This window comes from Abiotrophia defectiva ATCC 49176 (assembly GCF_000160075.2).
GTDB lineage: Bacteria > Bacillota > Bacilli > Lactobacillales > Aerococcaceae > Abiotrophia > Abiotrophia defectiva.
Genome location: NZ_KI535340.1, coordinates 629724 through 650610 on the forward strand (window position 1 = coordinate 629724; position 20887 = coordinate 650610).

Annotated in this window: 19 protein-coding genes; 1 reads left to right on the plus strand and 18 read right to left on the minus strand. The window is 47.8% G+C overall.

Annotation, left to right across the window (positions count from 1 at the left end; genetic code table 11):
- Positions 1–4: 4 nt before the first annotated feature.
- From GCWU000182_RS02805 to GCWU000182_RS02890, 18 genes are all read right to left on the minus strand, one after another.
- Positions 5–1042: a glycosyltransferase family 2 protein gene (locus GCWU000182_RS02805; RefSeq protein WP_023391228.1), complete on the minus strand. Its 1038-nt coding sequence runs from the start codon at positions 1040–1042 to the stop codon at positions 5–7.
- Between the two features lie 4 nt (positions 1043–1046).
- Complete coding sequence (locus GCWU000182_RS02810) at positions 1047–2276, minus strand: DegT/DnrJ/EryC1/StrS family aminotransferase (protein ID WP_023391229.1); 1230 nt, start codon at positions 2274–2276, stop codon at positions 1047–1049.
- 13 nt (positions 2277–2289) lie between these two features.
- A complete protein-coding gene (locus tag GCWU000182_RS02815; protein WP_023391230.1) occupies positions 2290–2982 on the minus strand; it encodes a sugar transferase in 693 nt (230 codons plus the stop codon).
- Positions 2983–3139: 157 nt separating this feature from the next.
- Positions 3140–4951, minus strand: a complete 1812-nt coding sequence (gene pepF, locus GCWU000182_RS02820; protein ID WP_023391231.1) for an oligoendopeptidase F — start codon at positions 4949–4951, stop codon at positions 3140–3142.
- Positions 4952–5093: 142 nt separating this feature from the next.
- A complete protein-coding gene (locus GCWU000182_RS02825; RefSeq protein ID WP_023391232.1) occupies positions 5094–6200 on the minus strand; it encodes a competence protein CoiA in 1107 nt (368 codons plus the stop codon).
- 150 nt (positions 6201–6350) lie between these two features.
- Positions 6351–7151, minus strand: a complete 801-nt coding sequence (gene rhaD, locus GCWU000182_RS02830) for a rhamnulose-1-phosphate aldolase (RefSeq protein ID WP_023391233.1) — start codon at positions 7149–7151, stop codon at positions 6351–6353.
- A gap of 3 nt (positions 7152–7154) precedes the next feature.
- Positions 7155–8507 carry a PTS galactitol transporter subunit IIC gene (locus tag GCWU000182_RS02835; protein ID WP_023391234.1) on the minus strand — a complete coding sequence of 451 codons (1353 nt, stop codon included), beginning with the start codon at positions 8505–8507 and terminating at the stop codon, positions 7155–7157.
- Between the two features lie 50 nt (positions 8508–8557).
- Positions 8558–8836, minus strand: a complete 279-nt coding sequence (locus GCWU000182_RS02840) for a PTS sugar transporter subunit IIB (protein WP_023391235.1) — start codon at positions 8834–8836, stop codon at positions 8558–8560.
- 15 nt (positions 8837–8851) lie between these two features.
- Positions 8852–9313, minus strand: a complete 462-nt coding sequence (locus tag GCWU000182_RS02845; RefSeq protein WP_023391236.1) for a PTS sugar transporter subunit IIA — start codon at positions 9311–9313, stop codon at positions 8852–8854.
- Positions 9314–9318: 5 nt separating this feature from the next.
- Positions 9319–10170: a PRD domain-containing protein gene (locus GCWU000182_RS02850; RefSeq protein WP_023391237.1), complete on the minus strand. Its 852-nt coding sequence runs from the start codon at positions 10168–10170 to the stop codon at positions 9319–9321.
- 247 nt (positions 10171–10417) lie between these two features.
- A complete protein-coding gene (locus GCWU000182_RS02855) occupies positions 10418–12040 on the minus strand; it encodes an amidohydrolase (protein ID WP_023391239.1) in 1623 nt (540 codons plus the stop codon).
- Positions 12041–12049: 9 nt separating this feature from the next.
- Positions 12050–13132 carry an ABC transporter substrate-binding protein gene (locus tag GCWU000182_RS02860; RefSeq protein WP_035363958.1) on the minus strand — a complete coding sequence of 361 codons (1083 nt, stop codon included), beginning with the start codon at positions 13130–13132 and terminating at the stop codon, positions 12050–12052.
- A gap of 176 nt (positions 13133–13308) precedes the next feature.
- A complete protein-coding gene (locus GCWU000182_RS02865) occupies positions 13309–14487 on the minus strand; it encodes a macrolide family glycosyltransferase (RefSeq protein ID WP_023391241.1) in 1179 nt (392 codons plus the stop codon).
- Positions 14488–14643: 156 nt separating this feature from the next.
- Entirely contained in the window at positions 14644–15573 is a 930-nt protein-coding gene (locus GCWU000182_RS02870; protein WP_023391242.1) for an aldo/keto reductase, read from the minus strand.
- Positions 15570–17372 carry a beta-galactosidase gene (locus tag GCWU000182_RS02875; protein WP_023391243.1) on the minus strand — a complete coding sequence of 601 codons (1803 nt, stop codon included), beginning with the start codon at positions 17370–17372 and terminating at the stop codon, positions 15570–15572. Before GCWU000182_RS02875 ends, GCWU000182_RS02870 begins: the two co-directional genes overlap by 4 nt.
- Entirely contained in the window at positions 17369–18733 is a 1365-nt protein-coding gene (locus GCWU000182_RS02880) for a PTS sugar transporter subunit IIC (protein WP_023391244.1), read from the minus strand. The genes GCWU000182_RS02875 and GCWU000182_RS02880 overlap by 4 nt, the downstream gene beginning before the upstream one ends.
- Before the next feature lie 87 nt (positions 18734–18820).
- The gene (locus tag GCWU000182_RS02885) at positions 18821–19138 is read right to left on the minus strand and encodes a PTS lactose/cellobiose transporter subunit IIA (protein WP_023391245.1); all 318 of its coding nucleotides are present in this window, start codon (positions 19136–19138) and stop codon (positions 18821–18823) included.
- Between the two features lie 12 nt (positions 19139–19150).
- Complete coding sequence (locus tag GCWU000182_RS02890) at positions 19151–19468, minus strand: PTS sugar transporter subunit IIB (protein ID WP_023391246.1); 318 nt, start codon at positions 19466–19468, stop codon at positions 19151–19153.
- A 214-nt stretch (positions 19469–19682) separates the two neighbouring features.
- Here GCWU000182_RS02890 and GCWU000182_RS02895 point away from each other — a divergent pair, with 214 nt between their 5' ends.
- Positions 19683–20870 carry an ROK family transcriptional regulator gene (locus GCWU000182_RS02895; protein WP_023391247.1) on the plus strand — a complete coding sequence of 396 codons (1188 nt, stop codon included), beginning with the start codon at positions 19683–19685 and terminating at the stop codon, positions 20868–20870.
- Positions 20871–20887 lie beyond the last annotated feature (17 nt).

Consider the following 20887-nt stretch of genomic DNA (forward strand, 5'->3'; position numbering starts at 1 on the left):
AGGGCTAGACGGATTTCTTTGTTTCTTCTGCTTCTTCCTCATCAGCATAATATTCTTGTCGCCAACGTAGACCATTGAAAAGACCTACAATAGTCCCAAAGCCATAGGCTAGATGGACGACTAACAAGAGGAACGGCATGGCCAAATAATGGGGTAGGAAGCCTTCTTTGCGGATTGTCAGACCTGTTACAGCGGCCATGGCGCCAAAATAAACGAGAGCCAAGAGGCCCAGGAACCAACCCGTTACTGGCAACATTAGGATGGAGAAAATCACCGCTAAGGTGAAGACAAATGGTACAAAATGATAGAGCGATAGGCAGGATGGTCGAACATGACTGGTCATGCCAATCCAGTAGCCATTGCTGTATTTTTGCTTCACCATTTTCTGGAAGTTAGGTCTCATATATTGGTAGGAGACAATTCTAGGATCATACTTAATTTGATAACCAGACTTGAGCAGACGGTCGTGGATTTCATTGTCCTCTGTCCGTCCTAGTCGCTCATCTAGTTCCCCAACATGGTCAAAGACTGACTTCTTATACATGCCATGGAAAATCGATTTGACATAGCGAGGACTATCAGCCTTACGGTAAGAGGCAATGCTACTACCTAGCATGGCTTCTTCCACCTGATGCAGGGTCTTGCTCCATGGATCGTCTGATTCAATGATGGTCGGACGCTTACCGCCACAGATGAATTCCCCCTGAGAGATAACCGCCACGTTCTGTTCCACAAAATCTTCAGGAATGGTCGCATGGGCATCTACCTTAAGGACACATTCCCCGCGCGCCACTTTAATGCCTTCGTTCAAACCGGCCGCCAGTGATTTGCGTAGGTTGTTATGGACTTGAATATCGTAGAATTCATCGCGGAACTGAGCTTGAAAATCTAGCATCAGATCTCGGGTCTTATCAGTCGACATAGAATTCATGAGGATAATTTCAATTTGATCGTGGGGGTAAGTCTGGTTGAGAAAATCTGAGAAGAGTCCTGGCAAATAAGCCTCTTCGTTCATCGCTGTCGTGATGATTGAAACTAACATTAGTCTACACCCCTTCCTCAAGGACTTGGGCCACAACCTCACGGAAACTTTCAATAATGTAGGCTACCTCTTCATCCGTCAAACGGGTATGTAGAGGCAAGGTAATTTCATTTTCATAATAAGCGTAGGCATTTGGATAGTCCGCCATCTTAAAGCCCATATTAGCATAAGCGGTGAGTAGCGGCAGTGGTTTATAGTGGACATTGGTCGCAATGCCCCGCTCTGCCATCAAGGTGATGATGCGGTTTCGGTTTTCCAAACTAGCCCCTTCAATATGAGTAATGTAGAGGTGTCGAGAAGATTCATAATCCGCGCCTTGATGGGGCAAAGGCTTGATAGGGGTACCAGCAAAACCTTGATCATACTGCGCTACCAATTCTTTACGACGCGCCAAGAGACCTGGATAACGTTGTAATTGTACCAAGCCGATGCTAGCCATGATATCGGTCATGTTACATTTGAAACCTGGGATGACAATATCATATTCCCAAGCCCCTAGCTGGGTCTTAGCCAAGGCATCCTTGGTTTGGCCATGTAGGGAGAAGACTTGGAAAAGACGGTAGAGTTCGTCATCATCAAGGCCTGGACGAGCCTTCCAGGTCACGCTACCGCCTTCTGCCGTCGTAAAGTTCTTAACTGCATGGAAGGAGAAGGAAGTAAAGTCCGCCCAAGTCCCTGCTGGTTGGCCCTTATAGGTTGCTCCTAGGGCGTGAGCAGAGTCCGAAATAACAATCACGCGATCAAAGAGTGCTTGGATAGCATGCTCAGGATTGGCTTGGTAGAGATCCTTCTTGGCTTCTAGAACTGACATGAGTTTGTCATAATCACAAGGAATCCCCGCGATTTCAACCGGGATAACTGCCTTGGTCTTAGCCGTTAAGCTAGCCGCCAATAAGTCGTAATCCATCTCAAATCCAGTGGACTGCAAGTCAACTAAGACAGGCGTCGCTCCTACGTGCTCGATTACCGCACAGGAAGCCGTATAGGTCAAGGCTGGCACAATGACTTCATCGCCAGGTCCAATGCCTAATACCCGTAAAATCAATTCTAAAGCTGCAGTGGCTGAGTTTAGGCAGACTGTACGTGGCGTCTGCGTATAGCTTGAAAGCTCCACTTCTAATTTCTTAGTCTTAGGGCCGGTGGTAATCCAACCGGATTTGAGGGTATCCACAACCTCATCAATTTCTGCCTGGCCTAAGTCAGGTGGTGAGAAGGGAATATTCCATTTTTTCATAGCAAACGCTCCTTTATTTGAAGACCTTCAAGACAGTTCGAACCATGAGTTTCAAATCGCCTAGAAAGCTATAATTCTTGAGATAGGATAAGTTATAGTGCATCTTCTCCGGTAGGACCTTGGTGATGTAGATATCATCCACTTCCATTCCTTCCAAGATGAACTTGGCAATTAATTCTTCCTCGTCCTTGAAGAGGATACTAGCCGTAGAGGTTACCCCAGCTGGCAAGAGCAAGGTAGCCTTCATCTCAGGCGTATAAGCAGCCACATACTTGGCTACTTCAGGTCGCGTACCAACCAGACTCATATCCCCTGTTAAGATGTTCAACAATTGAGGTAGTTCATCTAGACGATAACGGCGAATGACATGTCCTACGCGGGTAATGCGGTCATCATTCTTGAGAGTCACTAAGGACCCCATCTTGTCCGCATCCACCTTCATCGTCCGGAACTTGAAAATTCGGAAGATTCTTCCGTAGGTCGTCACCCGTTCCTGGCGATAGAAGACCGGCCCCGGTGAGTCTAACTTAATCCAAATAGCGAAAAAGAGTAAAATTGGCGAGAGTAAGAGTAGCAAGATAGCACTCACCAAGATATCGAAGGCCCGTTTCAAAAATAATTGTCCGCGCTTAGCGGCCAAGGCCTCGTAATAGGGGCGCACTTGCTCGTTCTGCAGTTCTGCCGGTAATGATTCAAATTTTTTCATTCAATCCCTCATATTCATAGAAAGTCGCATACTTAAATTTTATCACGTATAGCGCCAGATTTCTAGCAGTTGCGGTAGGAAAATAAAAGTAGTGCTCAGCTCTATACACCCTAGCTACAAAAAAACTGGAGAAGGCTTGCTTCCCCAGTTTATTGGATTATTTAGTTTCTGCCAAGAGGGCTTCAAACTCGTTCAAGCGTGCTTCGAAGACCTTGAGTGTTGCTTCGATATAGTCACGTTGCGTCATATCCAACCCTGCCTTCTTCATGGTGTCGATTGGATAGAGGCTGCAGCCTGACTTTAGGAAGCCCTTGTAGGCTTCAAGTAAAGCACTGTCGCCAGATGCAATCTTGTCTGCGAAGAAGGTGGCTGCGGAGAAACCAGTCGCATATTGGAAGACATAGTAGTTGTAATAGAAGTGTGGAATCCGTGCCCACTCTAGCCCAATTTCAGAGTCAGAGTTAACGCTTGGTCCGTAGTACTTAGCATTCAATTTGCGATAGTTCTCCGTCAAGAACTCGTGAGTTAATGGGGTTCCTTCCGCATCTGCTTGATGCATGAAGTGCTCGAATTCCGCAAATTGGGTTTGACGGAAGACCGTTCCCTTAACCCCATCCAAGAAGTGGTTGAGGACATAGAGACGGATTTGAGGATCTTGATATTTCTTCAAGAGGTAGTCCGTCAAGAGATTTTCATTAGTAGTTGAGGCAATCTCAGCCAAGAAAATCGAATAATCACTGTAAACATAAGGTTGGTTAGTGCGAGACAAGTAAGAGTGCGCACTGTGACCCAACTCATGAACCAAGGTGAAGAGCCAATTGATATTGTCTTGCCAGTTGAGTAGGACATAAGGCTTGCTGTCATACATCCCACCTGAGTAAGCGCCTGAGCGTTTGCCCTTGTTTTCATACCAGTCAATCCAGCGTTCATCGAAGGCCTTGGCCATGATTTCCAAATAATCTGGTCCCATTGGCGCTAAAGCTTCCATCACGATATCCCGCGCTTCCGCCTGGCTGAACTTGATTGGGGCATCCCCAAGGAGTGGCGTATAAAGGTCATACATTTCGAGTGAGTCTAGACCCAAGAGGTCCTTACGCAAGGCGGTATAACGATGGAGTAAGCCCAGGTGATCGCCTACCGTCTCTAATAAGGTGTCGTAGACAGATTCCGGTACATTATTGCGGAAGAGGGCTGCGGCCCGTGCAGACGGATAGTGACGGACTTTGGCCTTGTAGTTGTCAGTCTTAATATTGGTAGATAAGACATTGGCCAAGGTATTCTTGAACTGGTTGTAGACAGTATAGTACTGTTGGAAAGTATCGCGGCGCACACGGCGGTCAGTGCTTTCCAAGAGACGACCATAGGTCCCGTGTGTTAATTGTACTGCTTGCCCTTCTGGTCCCTCAATGGTTGGGAAGACAAAGTCAGCATTGTCCAACAAGGAGAAAGTAGAATAAGGGCTATTAAAAATCTCGCCCAACTGCGCTAGGAGCGTCTCCTCGGAAGCCGACAAGGTGTGGGCACGCCCACGGGTAATATCATCCAAGTACTGACGATAGAAATCTAATTCAGGTGTTTCTTGGAAGTAAGCTTCCAGCGTTTCGGATGGCAAGCTCAAAAGTTCAGGATCGAAGAAGGCAATGGCTTCTGCCAACTTGCTGTAAAGTTGCATCGCTCGAGCATTAAGAACTTGAGCAGCACTATTGGTTGAATCTTGATCGTAGGTCAAGTGGGCATAAGCATAGAGACGCTCAACAACTAAGCAAGCCGCTTGAATAGCCTCAATAACGGTCACTAAGTGGGCGCCACCTTGATCCAGGGTGCCCTTGAAGGATGCTAAGTCCGCCACCATGGCTTCTGCCTTGTCATACTCAGCCTGCCACTGGTCTGCATCCGCATAGAGCGAAGTCAGGTCCCAAGTAAAGGCTTCCAGTTGTTGTTCACGCGTACGTAATGTTTCTTCTGACATAAGGTCACCTCATCTTAAATTTAGTAATATAGTTAGACATAATAAATTCTAGCACAATTCCCTTATAAATTGAATTGAAAGCCCTTGAAGAAGAGGAAGAAGTGTTCTTTTAGTCACTTCGACCTGTTTGACCTCCCAATTCTTAGCTGACGACACGATAAAGCTCCCAATCTCGATCAAAGGCTATGTGGCCTTGCCACTGCCAAAGGCGTAGGAAGGACTGGCAAATTTCTGGCAGCAGTCTGGCTCGCCCCTTCTCGCCTAACAAAGGCGTCGGGGCAAAGTGAAGCTTATCGGCCTTTACTAGATTTTCATGGAAAATCAACCAGTCCTGTCCTGTAAAACCTTGATTAGCTTCCCTAACCTCCTTCAAAAAAGCAGCCTGATAGGCCAACCAGACCCAACCAGGCTCTGAGCTGACTAGGACCTGATAGCGCCCCTGTAGGCACCAAGCCGGCAAGTCCCCCACCTGAATCCCCTCCTGATAGAGTTGACGCCAATAAGATTGGTGACCAGCCACCAAATGGCTGCGAACACGGCTAGCGACTTGGCCTTCTCGGCAGTGACAAGCCCTCGGCCCCAACCAAGCACCATAAGCCAGACAATCCGCCTGCCAAGCCTGCTGAGACAAAGTCCTCAGTAACAGGGTACGACTTTGGTAAGTATAGGACAGGCGGGAATAGACTAAAGGCAGTTGAAAATCCTGAACTAGGCAGGCGCCCTCCACATCCAGGGCTAGCCAATAATAACCCCAACTAGGGGCATAGTATAGGCAAGTTTGTTTCCAACGGGTCTTGAACTTGCCCCTTAGGACGTCAGCTGATAATAGCCAAACCACTGTCTGACCCAAAGCTTGATAATCCGCCTGCCGATTAGCCAGAAGCTGATCGGAAATAACCGATTGTTGATACTCCGCCACCCACTGACGTTGAGGTAGATAGAGGTCCGCAAATTGCCCCGAAGAAGGTAAATAATATTCCAAATTAACACGCTCTCCTTGGGCTTGAAAAGTCTGACCTAAAAGGCGTTTGGCTGCTTGATGCCGCTCCGACTCCATGACCTGGCGTTTACTTAGTTTTGTTTGCCCGCAAACCCCATCCGTATGAACAAAATGAGGTCTAACCCGTCTGCCCGACCGCAATTTAAGTGGCCGATGGCAGCGTGGACAGAACCAGTGCCCCTCTCCCACTAATCCCGCCACCTGACTAGCATAGACCAACTTACCTTCCCCACTCAAAGCCGCATACATAAAGACCCCTCCCTCTATATATAGCCCAAACAACAGCCTTTCGCATTTTTTGGTGGCTTACAGTTTGGTTACAGAGTAGGGTTATTCTCATGCAAAATCCCCAGCAGCTATCTAGCTACCGGGGATTTATTCTGACCACCTGCTAGTGGACTATTTTTCTAGTAGTTCCCAACGTGGGGTTACTTTGAAGAAGTCAGCTAGATCATGTAACTGGCTATCGCTAATGCCATCTTGATGTGGCAAGTGAGCGATGCTGAGATAGACCTTGGCTGCCTTATTGACGGTCTCAATGAGGCCAAAGCAGTCCGCAATGCTTGAGCCAGTGGCTAAGATGCCATGATAAGCCCAGACGACGATGCGACTGTCCTTGAGTTTGGCCGCTGTCGCCTGACCAATGGCTTCGGTCCCGCAGACCATCCAAGGTACGACCCCGATACCATCCGGGAAGACAATCAAGCACTCGGTAATCATACGCCAGAGAGTCTGGGTGAAGGCTTGGTCTGTCTGATCCAGAATGAAGCTGAGGGCTGAGACTTCAGTTGCATGGTTGTGGAGAACAATCCGATGATGAGGGTCTACTGCTAGTCGGGTACTATGGCTGAGCAGGTGCATATAGATTTCTGAAGTTGGTTTATTGCCTCCTTCAAATCCCCAGATAATGGCATAACCATCGGTCTCTACGCGAATGACGCCTAAGGTCTCACTTAGAGAGTCCCGCACTCGACGAAATTCTGAACCTGAGGCCGTAATCAAGATATGACTCCCCACCATATTTTCAGGCACATGTTCCAAGGGAACAAAACGAGGGGATGCTACTTGCTCAACTTGTGATAATTGGTCTTCAGTGAGAATAGCGGAGATATTGCCCCCATTCTTCTCATCCCAACCCATAGACCACATAACGTGTGTAATATCAGCAAATTCCGCAACGATGTTGCTGTTTTGGAACATCTTCTATTCACCTGCCTCTTCCATTTTCTTGTTGTAGGCCATGCGTGCACGATAGAGAACATAGAAGAGGCCAGCCCATAAGACGAAGAGCAAGATGCTGACAATATTGCCAGACAAGCCAGTAGATAAGAGATAACGGAAGTCCGGCCCTTCAAAGGTAGACCAAGACAAGAGTTTACCAGCTTCCACTACCGCAGCTCCTGTTTCATTAGCCAAACGGGTAATATAAGTAGCGAAGAAGGTTGCTCCATAGAGGAAGAGCGGTGCAGATACTACCCCATGGAAGATCATCCGCGCCAAGTTCCCGTTGGTTAAGAGCAAGGCCCCTACAACGAAGGATAAATTGATAATCCCCGCAAATGGCAAAACGATGTTGCCAGGTAAGATAACCGACATAAGTAAGAGCACTGGGATTGTGATAATAACGGCTACCCATAGTTCATTACGCCCTGCCAAGATTGGCCAGTCTAAGCCAATGAAGACTTCACGGTCGCTAAATTTAGTCCGCATAAATTCGGAGATAGCTTCAGATACAGGTGATAGAGCTTGAGAGAAGAGTTTTGAAATCATTGGGAAGAGAGTCATAGCGGTCGCTGCTTGGACGGCTAACTTGAGGGAACCTGATAGCCCATAACCGGCTGCCAAGCCCAAGACGAAACCAATAATAGCCCCCATAACGGAGTTTTCACCAAAAATCCCGATCTTTTCCTTAAGGGCATCCGCATCCATTGGCTTGTTGAAGAAAGGGATCTTCTTCAGCAACTCATCAATTGGATAGAGAATAACGGAGATTAAGACAATAAAATGCGGTACAGTTACCCCAGGAATCCCGGTCAAACGTTCTACCTCAGGCCCATACATATCGCCCGCCTTGAGCTCGAAGATAATTTGGATAGTGGCTGCGACAAAGCCCATGATGACATTGCCAGTAATGTAGGAAACCATAACGGCGGTAAAGATTTTACCCCAGACATTCCACATGTCCACGTTGACGGTCTTGGTTTGTTTGAGCATCAGCATGACAATGTTGACCCCAATGGTCAGAGGGAACATGAGAAAGGCATATGGCCAAGCCCAAGAGATGGCCGCCATACCAGGCCAGCCCCCGTCTACAGCTGGCAAGGAGAAGCCTGTTCTCGTAGCCATAGAGGCAGCTGCATCCCCCATAGAGGTCATCATGTAACCAATCAATAGCCCCATCCCAGAGAAGGCTACCCCTAAGGTCAGCGCTGAATGGAAAGCTTCGGAGAATTTCATCTTCATAAGAAGCCCGATAATCAACATTAAGAGGGGAACAAAAACGGCTGCTCCCAAATCATTTAAGACATAATTGACAACTGTTTGTAAGATATCCATGTGTCATTCCTCCTTGATTCACACGGTCGTCGTTGCTAGGAAGCTAGGTCCTAGGCCTTCAAGAAATCAATAATCTTTTGTAACTCAGCATCTTGCCCCATACCTGTCAGGAAAGCAATGCCGTTAAAGGTTGGGATGTCGATTTGATCCTTAGTTTTAACGATGGAGACATAGGCATCCGCATCTTTGACATGATGTTTGAGTGATTTAATGTCCACTGCTTCGACTTGAGCAGGTACGCCCTTGCCTTTGAGCAACTTATCTAACTTGGACGCCACTGTTTGAGAGGTCGCAACACCAGAACCACAGGCAACAATAATCTTTTTCATAATCAATCATCCTTTCTAATGGCTTAATAGGTCTACAATCGCTTCTGGCGACTGGGCAGCTTCTAGTTTGGCTACCAAGTCCTCCTGGCTTAAAAGTGCCATGAGCTCTGCTAGGAGATCCACCTGAGCCTTGGCTTCTTTTATGCCCAAAATCATGATATAACGCGGATAAACTACCACATCATCGGTTCCCATCTGGATAAAAGGCATTATCGGCTCTACCAGACGGTAAAAGGCGATAAAGGGACGTTTGACATGCTCAACATAGGTATGGGGAATAGCCACTGTCACATGTTCCAAGGCCAATCCTGTCGGGAACTCTGCCTCGCGCTCCGCCAAAGCCTGACCGAAGCTATCGGCCACATAACCTAAGTCTTGCAACTTGGCAGCCTGGTGGGCAAAGAAGAGGGCTTGGTCTGTCTCCTCACACGCCAAATCAATCAATTCCGACTGAATTAAACTTGCTACAACCCCCATTCGGGTCACTTCCTTCCTAGAATACGTACAAGGTGCAATAAAAGATAAAAATCTTCATCCTGGCCAAAGCTTAGATTGAACTCCGCTTGCAGGGTCTCCTTAAGGGCCTTTACTAGGCCCCATTCCCGGGGAAAGACTCCTGCAGTCGTCTCTAAGACAGTTTCGATTTTTTCCGGCGAGACGGCCTCTTGGCCTGTCTGATGGCTTAGGGTCCGAATCAGGAAGTAGCGAATATGAACCACGAAGCGCCCATAGTCGGGTGACTCCTTATCAAGGGGCTCTCCCGTCTTAGCCTCAATCACTTGAATCAAACGATTAAGGATTTCGCTAAGTTCTACCACATTATGGAAGCCTGCCTGATCAATCTGGCCATTAACCAGATGCAAGGTCAGGAAGGAAACCTCTTCCTGGGCCAGTCTAAGTTGATACTTGGCATTGACTTGGGCAATGGCCTCGGCCGCCGCCTGATACTCATCCGGATAAAGATAATGGAGCTGGTACTGGAAAGGGTCGTAATCGCCCTCTTCATTAGGCTCCCGGTCCAAGGCATATTGCAAATGTTTAGCAATGGTAAAAATGAAGGTGTCCATCAAGGATTTCTTCAAACAGGCCTCAGCGATGATGGTAATGTCTTGAGCTAGTTCGAACACCCATGGTTCCAGTTCCTTAATTAAGCCTAGCAGCTGTTCCTGACGGTAACTAGACGCTAAACTAAAGACCCTGGTCACAGCAGTTGGGTCAATGGTGTCCCCTTTTTTCTTGCCAAACCCTACACCTTTCCCTAATGCTACCAATTCCGCCCCATCATCTCTGGCGACTAAGACAGCATTCTGGTTGAGTGATTGAATGACTTTCACTGCGCACCTCCCCTTTCGACAAAAAAATAGGCATAACTCTCCCTTTATGGGAAAGTTATGCCTAATCTAATAGTTACACCACTTATTATCTACATTATAATGTATGCGCTACCTAAATTCAAGGGCATTTTCTTTACAAATCCATCTTTTTGCCTACAATATGCAGAACTGGTTCCACCAAAAAACCTTTGCTAAGGCATTCTTAAAAGCAAAACTGAGACCTAATTAGGTCTCAGTTTCTATGTTCTTAATAAACTTGCTGACCGGCCAAATAGGTGGCGGTCACTTTGACTTGCCGCCAGTCCTTGACGCTTCGCAAATCATGGGACAGGACAACGAGGTCTGCCCACATACCGGCTTCCATTCCCCCAATATCAGTTCGACTTAAGGCCTTAGCTGCCCCAAGTGTATGGGCATAGAGGGACTCTTCAAGTGTCAAGCGTTGTTCTGGCATCAAGCCTTGAGGCGGTAGCCCATCCCAGGTCTGGCGGTGGACTGCGTAATGCAGACTCTCCAATGGTGTTACATTGACCACTACGGGCGTGTCGGTTCCAAAGGCCAGAGTTGCACCTTCCTTCAAGAATTCCTTAAAAGGAAACATGTGCTTAGCACGTTCAGGTCCTACTTCTTCATCCAAGCTATCATAGCCTACCATCAGGTGGCTTGGTTGAACAGAAACCACTAGCTGCTCTTGGGCCACTAGGTCTAAATCAGCCCAATCCATTACTTCTAGGTGCTCAATGGTGTGGAATTTACCTAGACTGAGGGGAAATTTGGCTAGGGCTTCTTTGTAATAGGTCAAGGTCAACTCAATGGCCCGGTCACCAATGGCATGAATCCGCATCGGCCAATCTTCTTGGCTGGCAGCTAAGATAAAGTCATGCTGGGTCTCAATCGGGATTAAGGGCCCACCCACATCCCCTGGATAATAGGGCTCAGGATACTCTGACTTGAGATAGGCTGTATGAGAAGAAGTCACGCCGTCAAAAAACTGCTTGACCCCACCCATTTGTAGCCAAGGGCCACGATAGCGCTGATAGAGTTGACGCAGGGGCTCACGATTGGCCCGCATAGCTGGGAAGAAGCTGAGACGCAGAGGAACCTGGGCTAGGGCGCGTTCATAGAGTTCCGGATAGACCATATCATCCGGACTCTCACCTGTAATGGCGACATCGCCTACCGCCGTTACCCCCATGGCATGAAGGTGACGACTAAAATCTTGCATTGCTAGAACTGCTTCTTCATGGAAGCGTCGGAAGACCTCCGTCTGATAGTAGACTGCAGCAGCTTCTAGGAAGGTGCCCGTTAATTGGCCATCTGCCTCATCAACTAGAGCCTGGCCTGACAGGGTCACAACATTATCAGGATTCAAGCCCAAGGCCTCCAAAGCCGCCGTATTGAGCCAAATAGAGTGGGCATCGCCGGACAAGAGCATAGTCGGCTCCGAACAGTAACGGTCAAGCGTGAGACGATGGGGTTGCTGAGACGGTTGAAACTCGCTAGCATACCAACCAATGCCTAAGCGCCAACCCTGGCGCAAGGGCAGGTCCTGGGCTTGGCGCGCGACTATTTCGGGCGTCGCCCCGCCTACTTGCCCCAAAATCCCCGCTTGAATCAAGCTAGAAGGATAGAAGTGGACATGCGCATCAATAAAGCCAGGCAGCAACATTTGCTGACCTAGGTCCTTGAGCGGCAAGTGCTTGAGTGCTTCTGGCACTAGAGCCTCAAGATTAGCTTGGTCTCCCATTACTTCTTGATTATCCGTCTCATAGACAGCCGCAATTTGTTGGTCGCGAATTTCCACAAGGGCTGGCCCAATGGTCCCCTTAGTCGGGTTATAGAGGGCCTGTGTCTTCAATAAATAGTGCATGATTTCCTCCTATAAGGCCATCTTAAAGCCCAAGAATTGTTCGTTAAATTCCTTAATGATATCTGCTGGTAGAAACTCGTAGTGTTCAAGTTGTTGCAAAATTTCAGCAGGCGGATTGAAGGCTGGGTTGTCCAGCGTCTCTTGAGGCAATAAGGCCTTGGCTGATTCGTTTGGCGTGGCGTAACCTACATACTCTGCATTTTTAGCGGCATTTTCTGGTCGTAGCATGAAATTAATGAAGGCATAGGCGCCGGCTTCATTTTTACTGGTTCTAGGAATCGCGAAATTATCTGTCCACACAGCCGAGCCATCTTTAGGTACGATATAGACAATATTAGGATTGTCGGCTATGACACTGGCCGCATCCCCAGAATAGCCCATGCCAATCGGTGCTTCGCCTAAACGCATGAGCGGTTTGATTTCATCGGTTAAGACAGCCCGAACATTAGGAGACAGTGCCTTGAGGTAGGTGCCGGCAATGGCCAACTCCCCTGAATCTTGGCTATTAAGCGAATAGCCACGTGCCTGCAAGGCCATTCCCAGAGTCTCGCGATGACCATCCAGGACTAGGATAGAATTCTTAAATTCTGGCTTCCATAAATCCGACCAGTTCTCAATAGTGGCCGGATCTACTTGCTCCGTATTCACCATGATGCCAAAGGTCCCCCAGAAATAAGGCAAGCTATACTGGTTACCTGGATCAAAAGCGTGATTGAGCAGCCAAGGTGTTAGATGCTCTGTCCCTTCTAAGCGGCTATAATCTAGCGGTTTGAGTAAGTTTTGGTTTTTAAGACGCGCAACAATGGACTCGCTAGGGAAGACTAAATCATAGGGTGTTCCGCCTTGCTTAAGCTTGGCTTCCATGGCGTCATTGGAATCAAAGGTCTCGTAGATGACCCGATAATTGCTTTCTTCTTCAAAGGCAGTAATCAGTTCAGGATCAATATAATCCCCCCAGTTAAAGATATAAAGGGGCTGACGTTCCACCCCTTGGGCGGTTGTTTGAAGAGACTGCTCCAAATGATGGCGTATTCCCCACAGGGCAGCAATTACCCCTACCAAAATCACTAATCCTTGTACCAAACGCCGCACTGCGCGTCCCCCTTTCTAAAAACGGATTCATTCACTTCTTTCATTCTATCATAGTCGCCAGTCTGCTACTAGCCCTGTTTGCCGGTCTTAGTAGCGGAGGCCTTAAACGTTCGGCTTTTTATCTAGTTAAACTATCAAAAAAAGATGCTCTACTCATCCAGTAGAGCATCTAATACTTAAGTTTTTTGGGCCACTTGCTCCATAAAGGCAAGGGCTTCTTGATAACCGCCACTGGCCTTAAAGCTTTTGGCCACACGTCCTGCGGCATCGCGGTAATGTGGCTCTTCCAAGACGGTTAGGACGGCACGCCGAATGGCGGCGGGCGTCATGAGCTTGAGCCAGTAACCGGCCCCTAGTTCAGCCGTGCGTTTGGCTACGGCTCCTTGTTCCGGCGTTTGAGGGCAGAGAATAAGGGGCACCTGATGATAGAGCCCTTCTGAGGCAGAATTCATCCCACAATGGGTGATAAAAACGTCCGCAATAGCCAATACCGCCATTTGATCGACTCGATCGTGAATTTCGATATGGTCAGGCAAGCCCTGCCAGTCACTAAGCTCACTCTGCCCTAAAGCTATGATGACTTGGTAGTCCGGCAAATCCCTAAAGGCCTCTATTACGGCACGATAGAAGGCCTCATTATGAACGACTGTCCCCAAGGAGACGTAGATAGTCTTGGCTCGTGTCTTCGGATAAGGTTTTTCAACCGGTCGAATTGATGGCCCAATAAAGTGATAGTTGGACCCAAAACTATCCGAGCAAGGTTGAAAATATGGGGAAGTATAGACCAGGGTAGGGGTAGCTTCATCATTTTGAATTAGGTCCAAGACACTGCCAATCTCATAGCCTCGCGCCCGCAAGCGATTGAGCTCGCGATTAATCCTCGGCATGGACCAGAGCAATTTCAATAAGGCCCAGATACTCTGCTTCATATAACGCGAGGATTCCTTATTGAAGGCAAAGGTTGTGTTGGAGCAAACATAAGGTAGATTCAATTTCTTAGCTAGAAGCTTGGCCCAGGTTGCCATCGAGTCGCCTACCACTAAATCCGGCTGAAGTGCTTTTAGGGCCTCTAGAGCTGGACCTTCCATAGCCAAGGTAGACTGGACTAGCAAATGTGTGGCAAAAGCCAAGTCCTTACCCGAGCGGTCTGAGCTCTCGCGTTCATCTAGCCCCAAGTCAAAATCCCCATAGTCATCGCAAGCCACAAATTGAGCACCTGTCGCCTGAATGGCTTGTCTGAAGCGCTCAAAGGAAAAATAAGTCACTTGGTGCCCGGTCTCCACCACATAGCGCACCAAACCCAGGGTTGGATTGGTATGGCCTTGAGCTGGTATACAGAACCACGCAATTTTCATTCTTATCACCTCATTTACAAGACAAGAGCAAATAATAGAGACAATATATTAACCCTATTATAACATGGTGCCCCGCTAAACCCCAATAAAATTACCCTAGCCAAAATAGACAAACACCATCCTATGCTAGGTAGCATAGGATGGTGACTGACTTACTTATGGGAGCCGGTTGCCTCCCGCCTTATAGATACGATACCAGTCCTCACGACTGACTTCAATGCGACAGGCCTGAGCCAAGTCCACTAAGCGCCAAGGCTGCATGGACCCCACTAAGACTTGCATTTTAGCAGGATGGCGTAGAATCCAGGCTAGGGCCAAGGCATCCGAACTGACACCATAGCTTAAAGCCAAGCTAGCTAAACAATCCCTTAAGTCCTGATAGTCTGGGTGTAACATATAGGGGCCCTGGTGTAAATCCACTTGGAAAGGCGACCAAGCCTGAATAGTTACCTGATGAAGGCGACAATAATTGAGGACATCCCCATCACGATTGATGCTTTCCGAGTCTTTGGTGTTGACATTCAAGCTGGCATCTAGGAGGACCGTGTGGGCTGGCCCAAATTCCAACTGATTGACAATGAGGGCTTGATCTAAGTAGGAAGACAAGAGACTCATTTGTCCTGGATTCTGGTTACTGACGCCAAAGTAGCGAACTTTACCAGACTGATGAAGGTCATGAAAGGCCTCGGCTACTTCTTCTGGTTCCATCAAGGCATCTGGCCGATGTAGGGCTAAGACGTCTAGGTAGTCCGTTTGAAGTCGCTTGAGGCTACCTTCCACCGCTTGGATAATGTGGTCTTTGGAGAAATCGAAATGGTAGTTAGACCAGACATCGGCCAAGCCACATTTGGATTGGATTAAGAGGTCCTGGCGGGCTAATCCCATGCCTGTCCAGGCTTGGCCAAAACGTGATTCAGATTGGCCCTTGCCATAAATATCTGCATGATCGAAGAAATTAATTCCTAGGTCTTGGCAGGTCGCTAGGACCTTTTGGCTGTCAGCCAAGCTTAGGCTATCCATGCGCATACAGCCTAAGGCGATGGCGCTGGCACCCGCTAGCTGACCTCCTAAGCTTAAGGCCTTCATGCCTCCACCTCCTCTTCTTCTGAACGATAGACAGGCTGATCGACTAAATTCAAGCTCTCTACTGGCACCGACTCCGTCTCAAAGACCACGAACTCGTTGTGAGCCTTGAGGAAGCCTGACGGAACATAGAGATATTGGATAGGTCCCTGAGACCAGTAACGGCCTAGGTTAAAGCCATTGACACAGACGCAACCCTTGCCATAGGCAGAGCAATCAATAAAGGTATCCTGAATTTGCTCCATCTCAACCTCGAAGCGGTAGAAATGGGGACTCTCTGCTTGTGTAGGTCGCGGACCTTCATGGTAGCTAACTGCTGCTAACATGTCTGGCTTGAATTCCAGGGCATATTGTGTGAAGCCTTTGCGGAACTGGTGGTTAATCATCACCCCACCCTTAATCCCCTTAGACTGGGTTGGACTATTGAGTTTGAAGCCATAATTGACACGCCCCATATTTTCTACCAAGACATCGACTTGAGCAGTGTCCTGGTCGGTATCAAAGAGCACTTCATCGCCAATGTCTTCTCGGTACTGGGTCACTAGGTGCTTGCCTTGGATAAAGACTTGAACCCGGTCATGGGCATTGATGATTTTAAGTCGTTCCGGATGGCCATGGTGAGCGACCCGCGTACGATAGAGGGTATAACCATAGTGTTGGCCCAAGGCTTCCATGGCTAGCGGATAGTCCACTTCTTGGCCGGTCCCTAACTGGTCGGCGACTTCTAACAAGTCGGCCCAGCCAAGCACTGGATAGGTGCCATAGGCTCTAGCCTGGCGGCTACGAGGCTCAAACTGAGGTAAGTCTGGGAATAACTCATGGGTCACTCGCTGAACAGCATAATATTTGGCAGTTGGTTGGCCCCATTCATTAATTGGGGCATCGAAATCATAGGAAGTGACCTGTGGGAGATCCCGATGCTTGCGCGCAGAACAGCCATTAATAAAGCCAAAGTTGGTCCCGCCTCGCAAGAGGAAGAGGTTAACACTGCCGACAGCCATCATTTCCTTAACATCATGAGCCAAGTCCTCTGGGTCACGGCGGACAATGGGTTCATTCCAACGGTTGAACCAACCATCCCAGAACTCCGTACACATAAGTGGCCATTGCTTGCCATGACGATTGAAGAAAGCTTGGAGGGCTTGGGTATTGCCCGGTGCATCCGAGCCGAAGTTACCAGTGACAAAGATATCATCTTCAATCAAGGTGCCGGACTCTAGCGCTTCAATCCAGGTGCCATCGGAGGTAAAGAGTGGCACCTCTATACCCCGATCATGCATCATTTGGGCCACGGCCCGTAAATAGTCTTTGTCTTCTGCATAGGAACCATACTCGTTTTCGACTTGCATCATCAAGATGGGGCCCCCATGAGTGAACTGATAAGGTACTAGCTGTGGTAGGAGCCAATCATAATAAGCTGCTACCTTGGCCAAAAAGGCCTGATCATAGGTGCGATATCGCATGCCAGGATAGTTGAGCAACCAAGCCGGCAGACCGCCAAAATCAAACTCCGCACAAATATAGGGACAGGGGCGGACAATCAAGTGCAGTCCCATACGGCTGACTAGGTCAAAGTAGGCTTTGAAATCCAGTAAACCGCTGTCTTCAAAGACCCCTTCATGAGGCTCATGCAAATTCCAAGGGATGTAAGTCTCGACGGTATTGTAACCTAGCGCCTTGAGATTGTAGAGGGTGTCTTCCCATTGATCTGGATGCAGACGAAAATACTGGATTGCTCCTGACAAAATTTTGAATGGCTGACCATCTAAATAGAATTGGTCGCGAATTTCGAACTGTGTCATGCGCCCATCTCCTGTTGTTTATCAGCAATCTTAACGAATGGATAGTAGACGGCAGTGGAAATCCCGATATTAATCAAGGACAGGACAATAGCCCGCCAGTCAAAGGCTGTTGCGAAGAAACCATAGAGGACAGGTGGCATTACCCAAGTTACGTTCTGAGTAACCGGTGCTACCAAGCCCATCGTTGTCGCAAAATAAGCCACTGTTACCATCAGCACTGGGCTGAGGACAAATGGGATGAACATAATTGGGTTAAGGACGATTGGTACCCCGTACATGACAGGTTCCCCAATGTTAAAGACCATAGGGAAGATCCCTAACTTAGCCACTTCACGTAAATGACGACTACGTGCCATCCAGAGAATGGAGATAGCTAAGCCAATGGCATCAAACCAGACAAAGGCACCGAAGGAGTTATCTGTCCATAGATAAGGAATCGTGGTACCAGCGCGGTAGGCTTCTAAGTTGGCTAGCATAGTCACCCCAAAAAGACTGGACATAACAGGCGCCAAGACGTTGCCGCCGTGGAGGCCGAAGAACCAGAAAATCTTGTTTAAGATGACAATGATGAGGACAGCCAAGAAGCTTTGCGACATATTAAGCAGTGGCGCTTGTAAGACCTTATAAACCCAGGTAATCATCAATTCACCGGTCAATTGATTGAAGGCATAGGTGGCAATGGCGACTACATACATGGCAATGGCTGCCGGAATGATGGATAGGAATGGCTTAACGATAGCAGGTGGTACTGAATCTGGCAACTTAATGGTCCAGTTCCGATTCATGACCTTACAGAAGATAATAACCGATACGAAACCAATGATAATCCCTGTAAAGTAACCCTTGGCCCCGATTTGGTCTAGCGGAATGGCATTACGTACCGTAACCGCTAATTCCTCCCCTTGAACTGCTACACCTTGTAGCTTATCGCCCAGAAGTCCAGCTAAGGCCTTAGAGTCAACATTTTCTAGCTTAAAGTTCTGCGTTACCGTATTGGCAATGGTAATGACGTAGGAAGCAACAGCCACCAAACCAGCGGAGACTGTATCCACCTTGTAAATCTTGGCGATATTAACACCAAAGTTAAAGAGAAAGAGAAAGACAACAATTGGGATAGACCCTTTGAAGAGGATGTAGTTGATATCAATCAACCAACCAAAAGTCTGCGGGATGAAGGTATTGCCAAATTGGCCAGGTAAATCCGCCAAAAAGGCATTAATCATGAGAGCGAATGATCCGGCCATAATAACCGGCATGGTCCCAATAAATGAATCCCGAAGTGCAACAAGGAACCGTTGGTTCCCGACTTTGTTGGCGATAGGCATCAGACGCTCTTGCCAACGATCGACTAAACTTGCCATGATAATTCCTCCTTAAATTTTTACATAAATTAATTAAAACCTCGGTTTGGATGTCTACCAACCTAGCTCGAACTACTCCTCAGCCACTTATTGGGCTAAGACTTGGTAGACTTCGATTAATTCCTGAGCTAAATCGACAAAGGCAATACTGGTCATGAGATGATCCTGACCATGAATCATAAAGAGACTGAGGGGCTGCTCAATCCCTTGCGCTTCTTGAGCCAAGACTCTGGCCTGGGCGTGATGGGCTTCTAAGAGGGCTGCTCGAGCCGCTGTCATTCGCTCATTGGCAACCTTGAAATCTCGCTTCTTAGCTGCTGCCATGGCTTCGATGGCACAGGATTTGGCTTCACCGCCATACATAATTAACTGCATGGCTACTTCTAATGCGGCTTCTTGTGACATAGGCTGACTCCTTTATCCCATGAGGCTTACGGCTAAAGCCAAGACCTTATCGCCTTTCATCATGCCATAATCTGTCATGGGGATGACCTCCACTGGAATGCCACGGGCAGACAAGTCAGCGGAAAATTCGTTCTTCAAATAGCGGACTTGGGGGCCTAACAATAAGACATCTACTGCATTGTTCTGGAGATATTCCTTGGCTTCTGGCACTGGCACAGCAAAAATATGGGCATCTAAGCCTTGGTCTTTTGTGGCCTTTTCCATCTTGGATACCATTAGGCTAGTCGACATGCCAGCAGCACAGACTAACATGATTTGCTTGGTTTCCATGTATAACACCCTTTCCTTTCAATTTGAAAGCAAGAAAAAATGAACCGATTCCTATTATTTTAAAAATGTAAACAAGCAGGCGTAAAAAGGAACCGATTCTCAACAATTATTTACTTTCTATTAATATTATAGAACCCGGAACCTCAGATGTCAACGTTTTCATTTGAGGATTTATTTATTTTTTGTTATGATATTTGTAAGGAAGTGACCAGACATGACAATAACCAAGAAACAGGCCGCTCTAAGGGCCACCATTTTAGATAAACTCTACGCCAAGGCGCCACTCTCACGTATTGATATTGCTAAAGAAACGGGCATAACGCCTGCTACCACGGGGGCTATTATCGGGGATTTAATTCGCCAAGAACTCGTCTATGAAGTTGGGGAAGCTGAAGATGACACGGTAGGTCGTAAGAAAACCTTGCTTAGTCTTATGCCCCATCGTGCCTATTATCTAGGTGTCGAAATCTCTGAAAAATACCTAGCCTTGGTCATTACGGATAATCTTGGTGAGATTCAAGCCAGCGACTACAGCATGACCTTCCAACAACTAGGTAACTACCCGACTAGCGCTGACTTAGCTAATTTTATTCATCAATTTATAGCGCAACATCCTGACTTTCCCTTGACCGCCATTGGCGTCGGGCTACCAGGGCATGTGGACTTCGATTTGAGTCCCTATATTCAATCCAACAATCAGCATTGGCAGAATCTCAATTTGGAAGAGTTGGCCCAGGCCTTTAGCCTGCCGGTTTATTTTGATAATAAGTCTCACTGCTTAACCCTGGCCCAAAGACTTTATGGCCAAGATGAGAAAAACGACCATAACTTTATCGTTTTCCATGTCGCTAACGGTATTCATTGTTCCTATATGTATCAAGGGCAAATCTACGGGCGCCAGAACTTCTTGATTGGCGAAATCGGCCATACGATTTTGAATCCACAAGGAGAAGCCTGCACCTGTGGTAAACGGGGCTGCCTACAAGTCTATGCTAGCGAATCTAGCTTGATTGCTAAGTCCCAAACCCTCTATCGGGTAGCCCAATCCACCTTCCTGCCTAGCCTGGTAGCAGAGCCTGAAGCTATCACGCTGGCTACTATTATGGATGCCTGCGCCTTAGGTGATACTAGCTGTCTGCAATTGATTCAGCAAGCCTGTCACTACCTGTCGATTGCCCTATCCAATCTCAGTCAGCTGATTGACAGTGACGCCATCTACCTTGACGGCCAATTCTTCTCCTATCCACTAGTTGACACCCTCTTGCACCAGGAGCTGGCGACTACCACCCCGCTCTTCCATAAGCAAAAGAAAATACGGCTCATTCCCCTGGCCTATAGCCCACTCAATATTGCGCGGGCAGCCACTAGCCTCTGTGTCAAAGCCAACTTCTTATCAGCATAAAAAGAGCGGCTCTACTC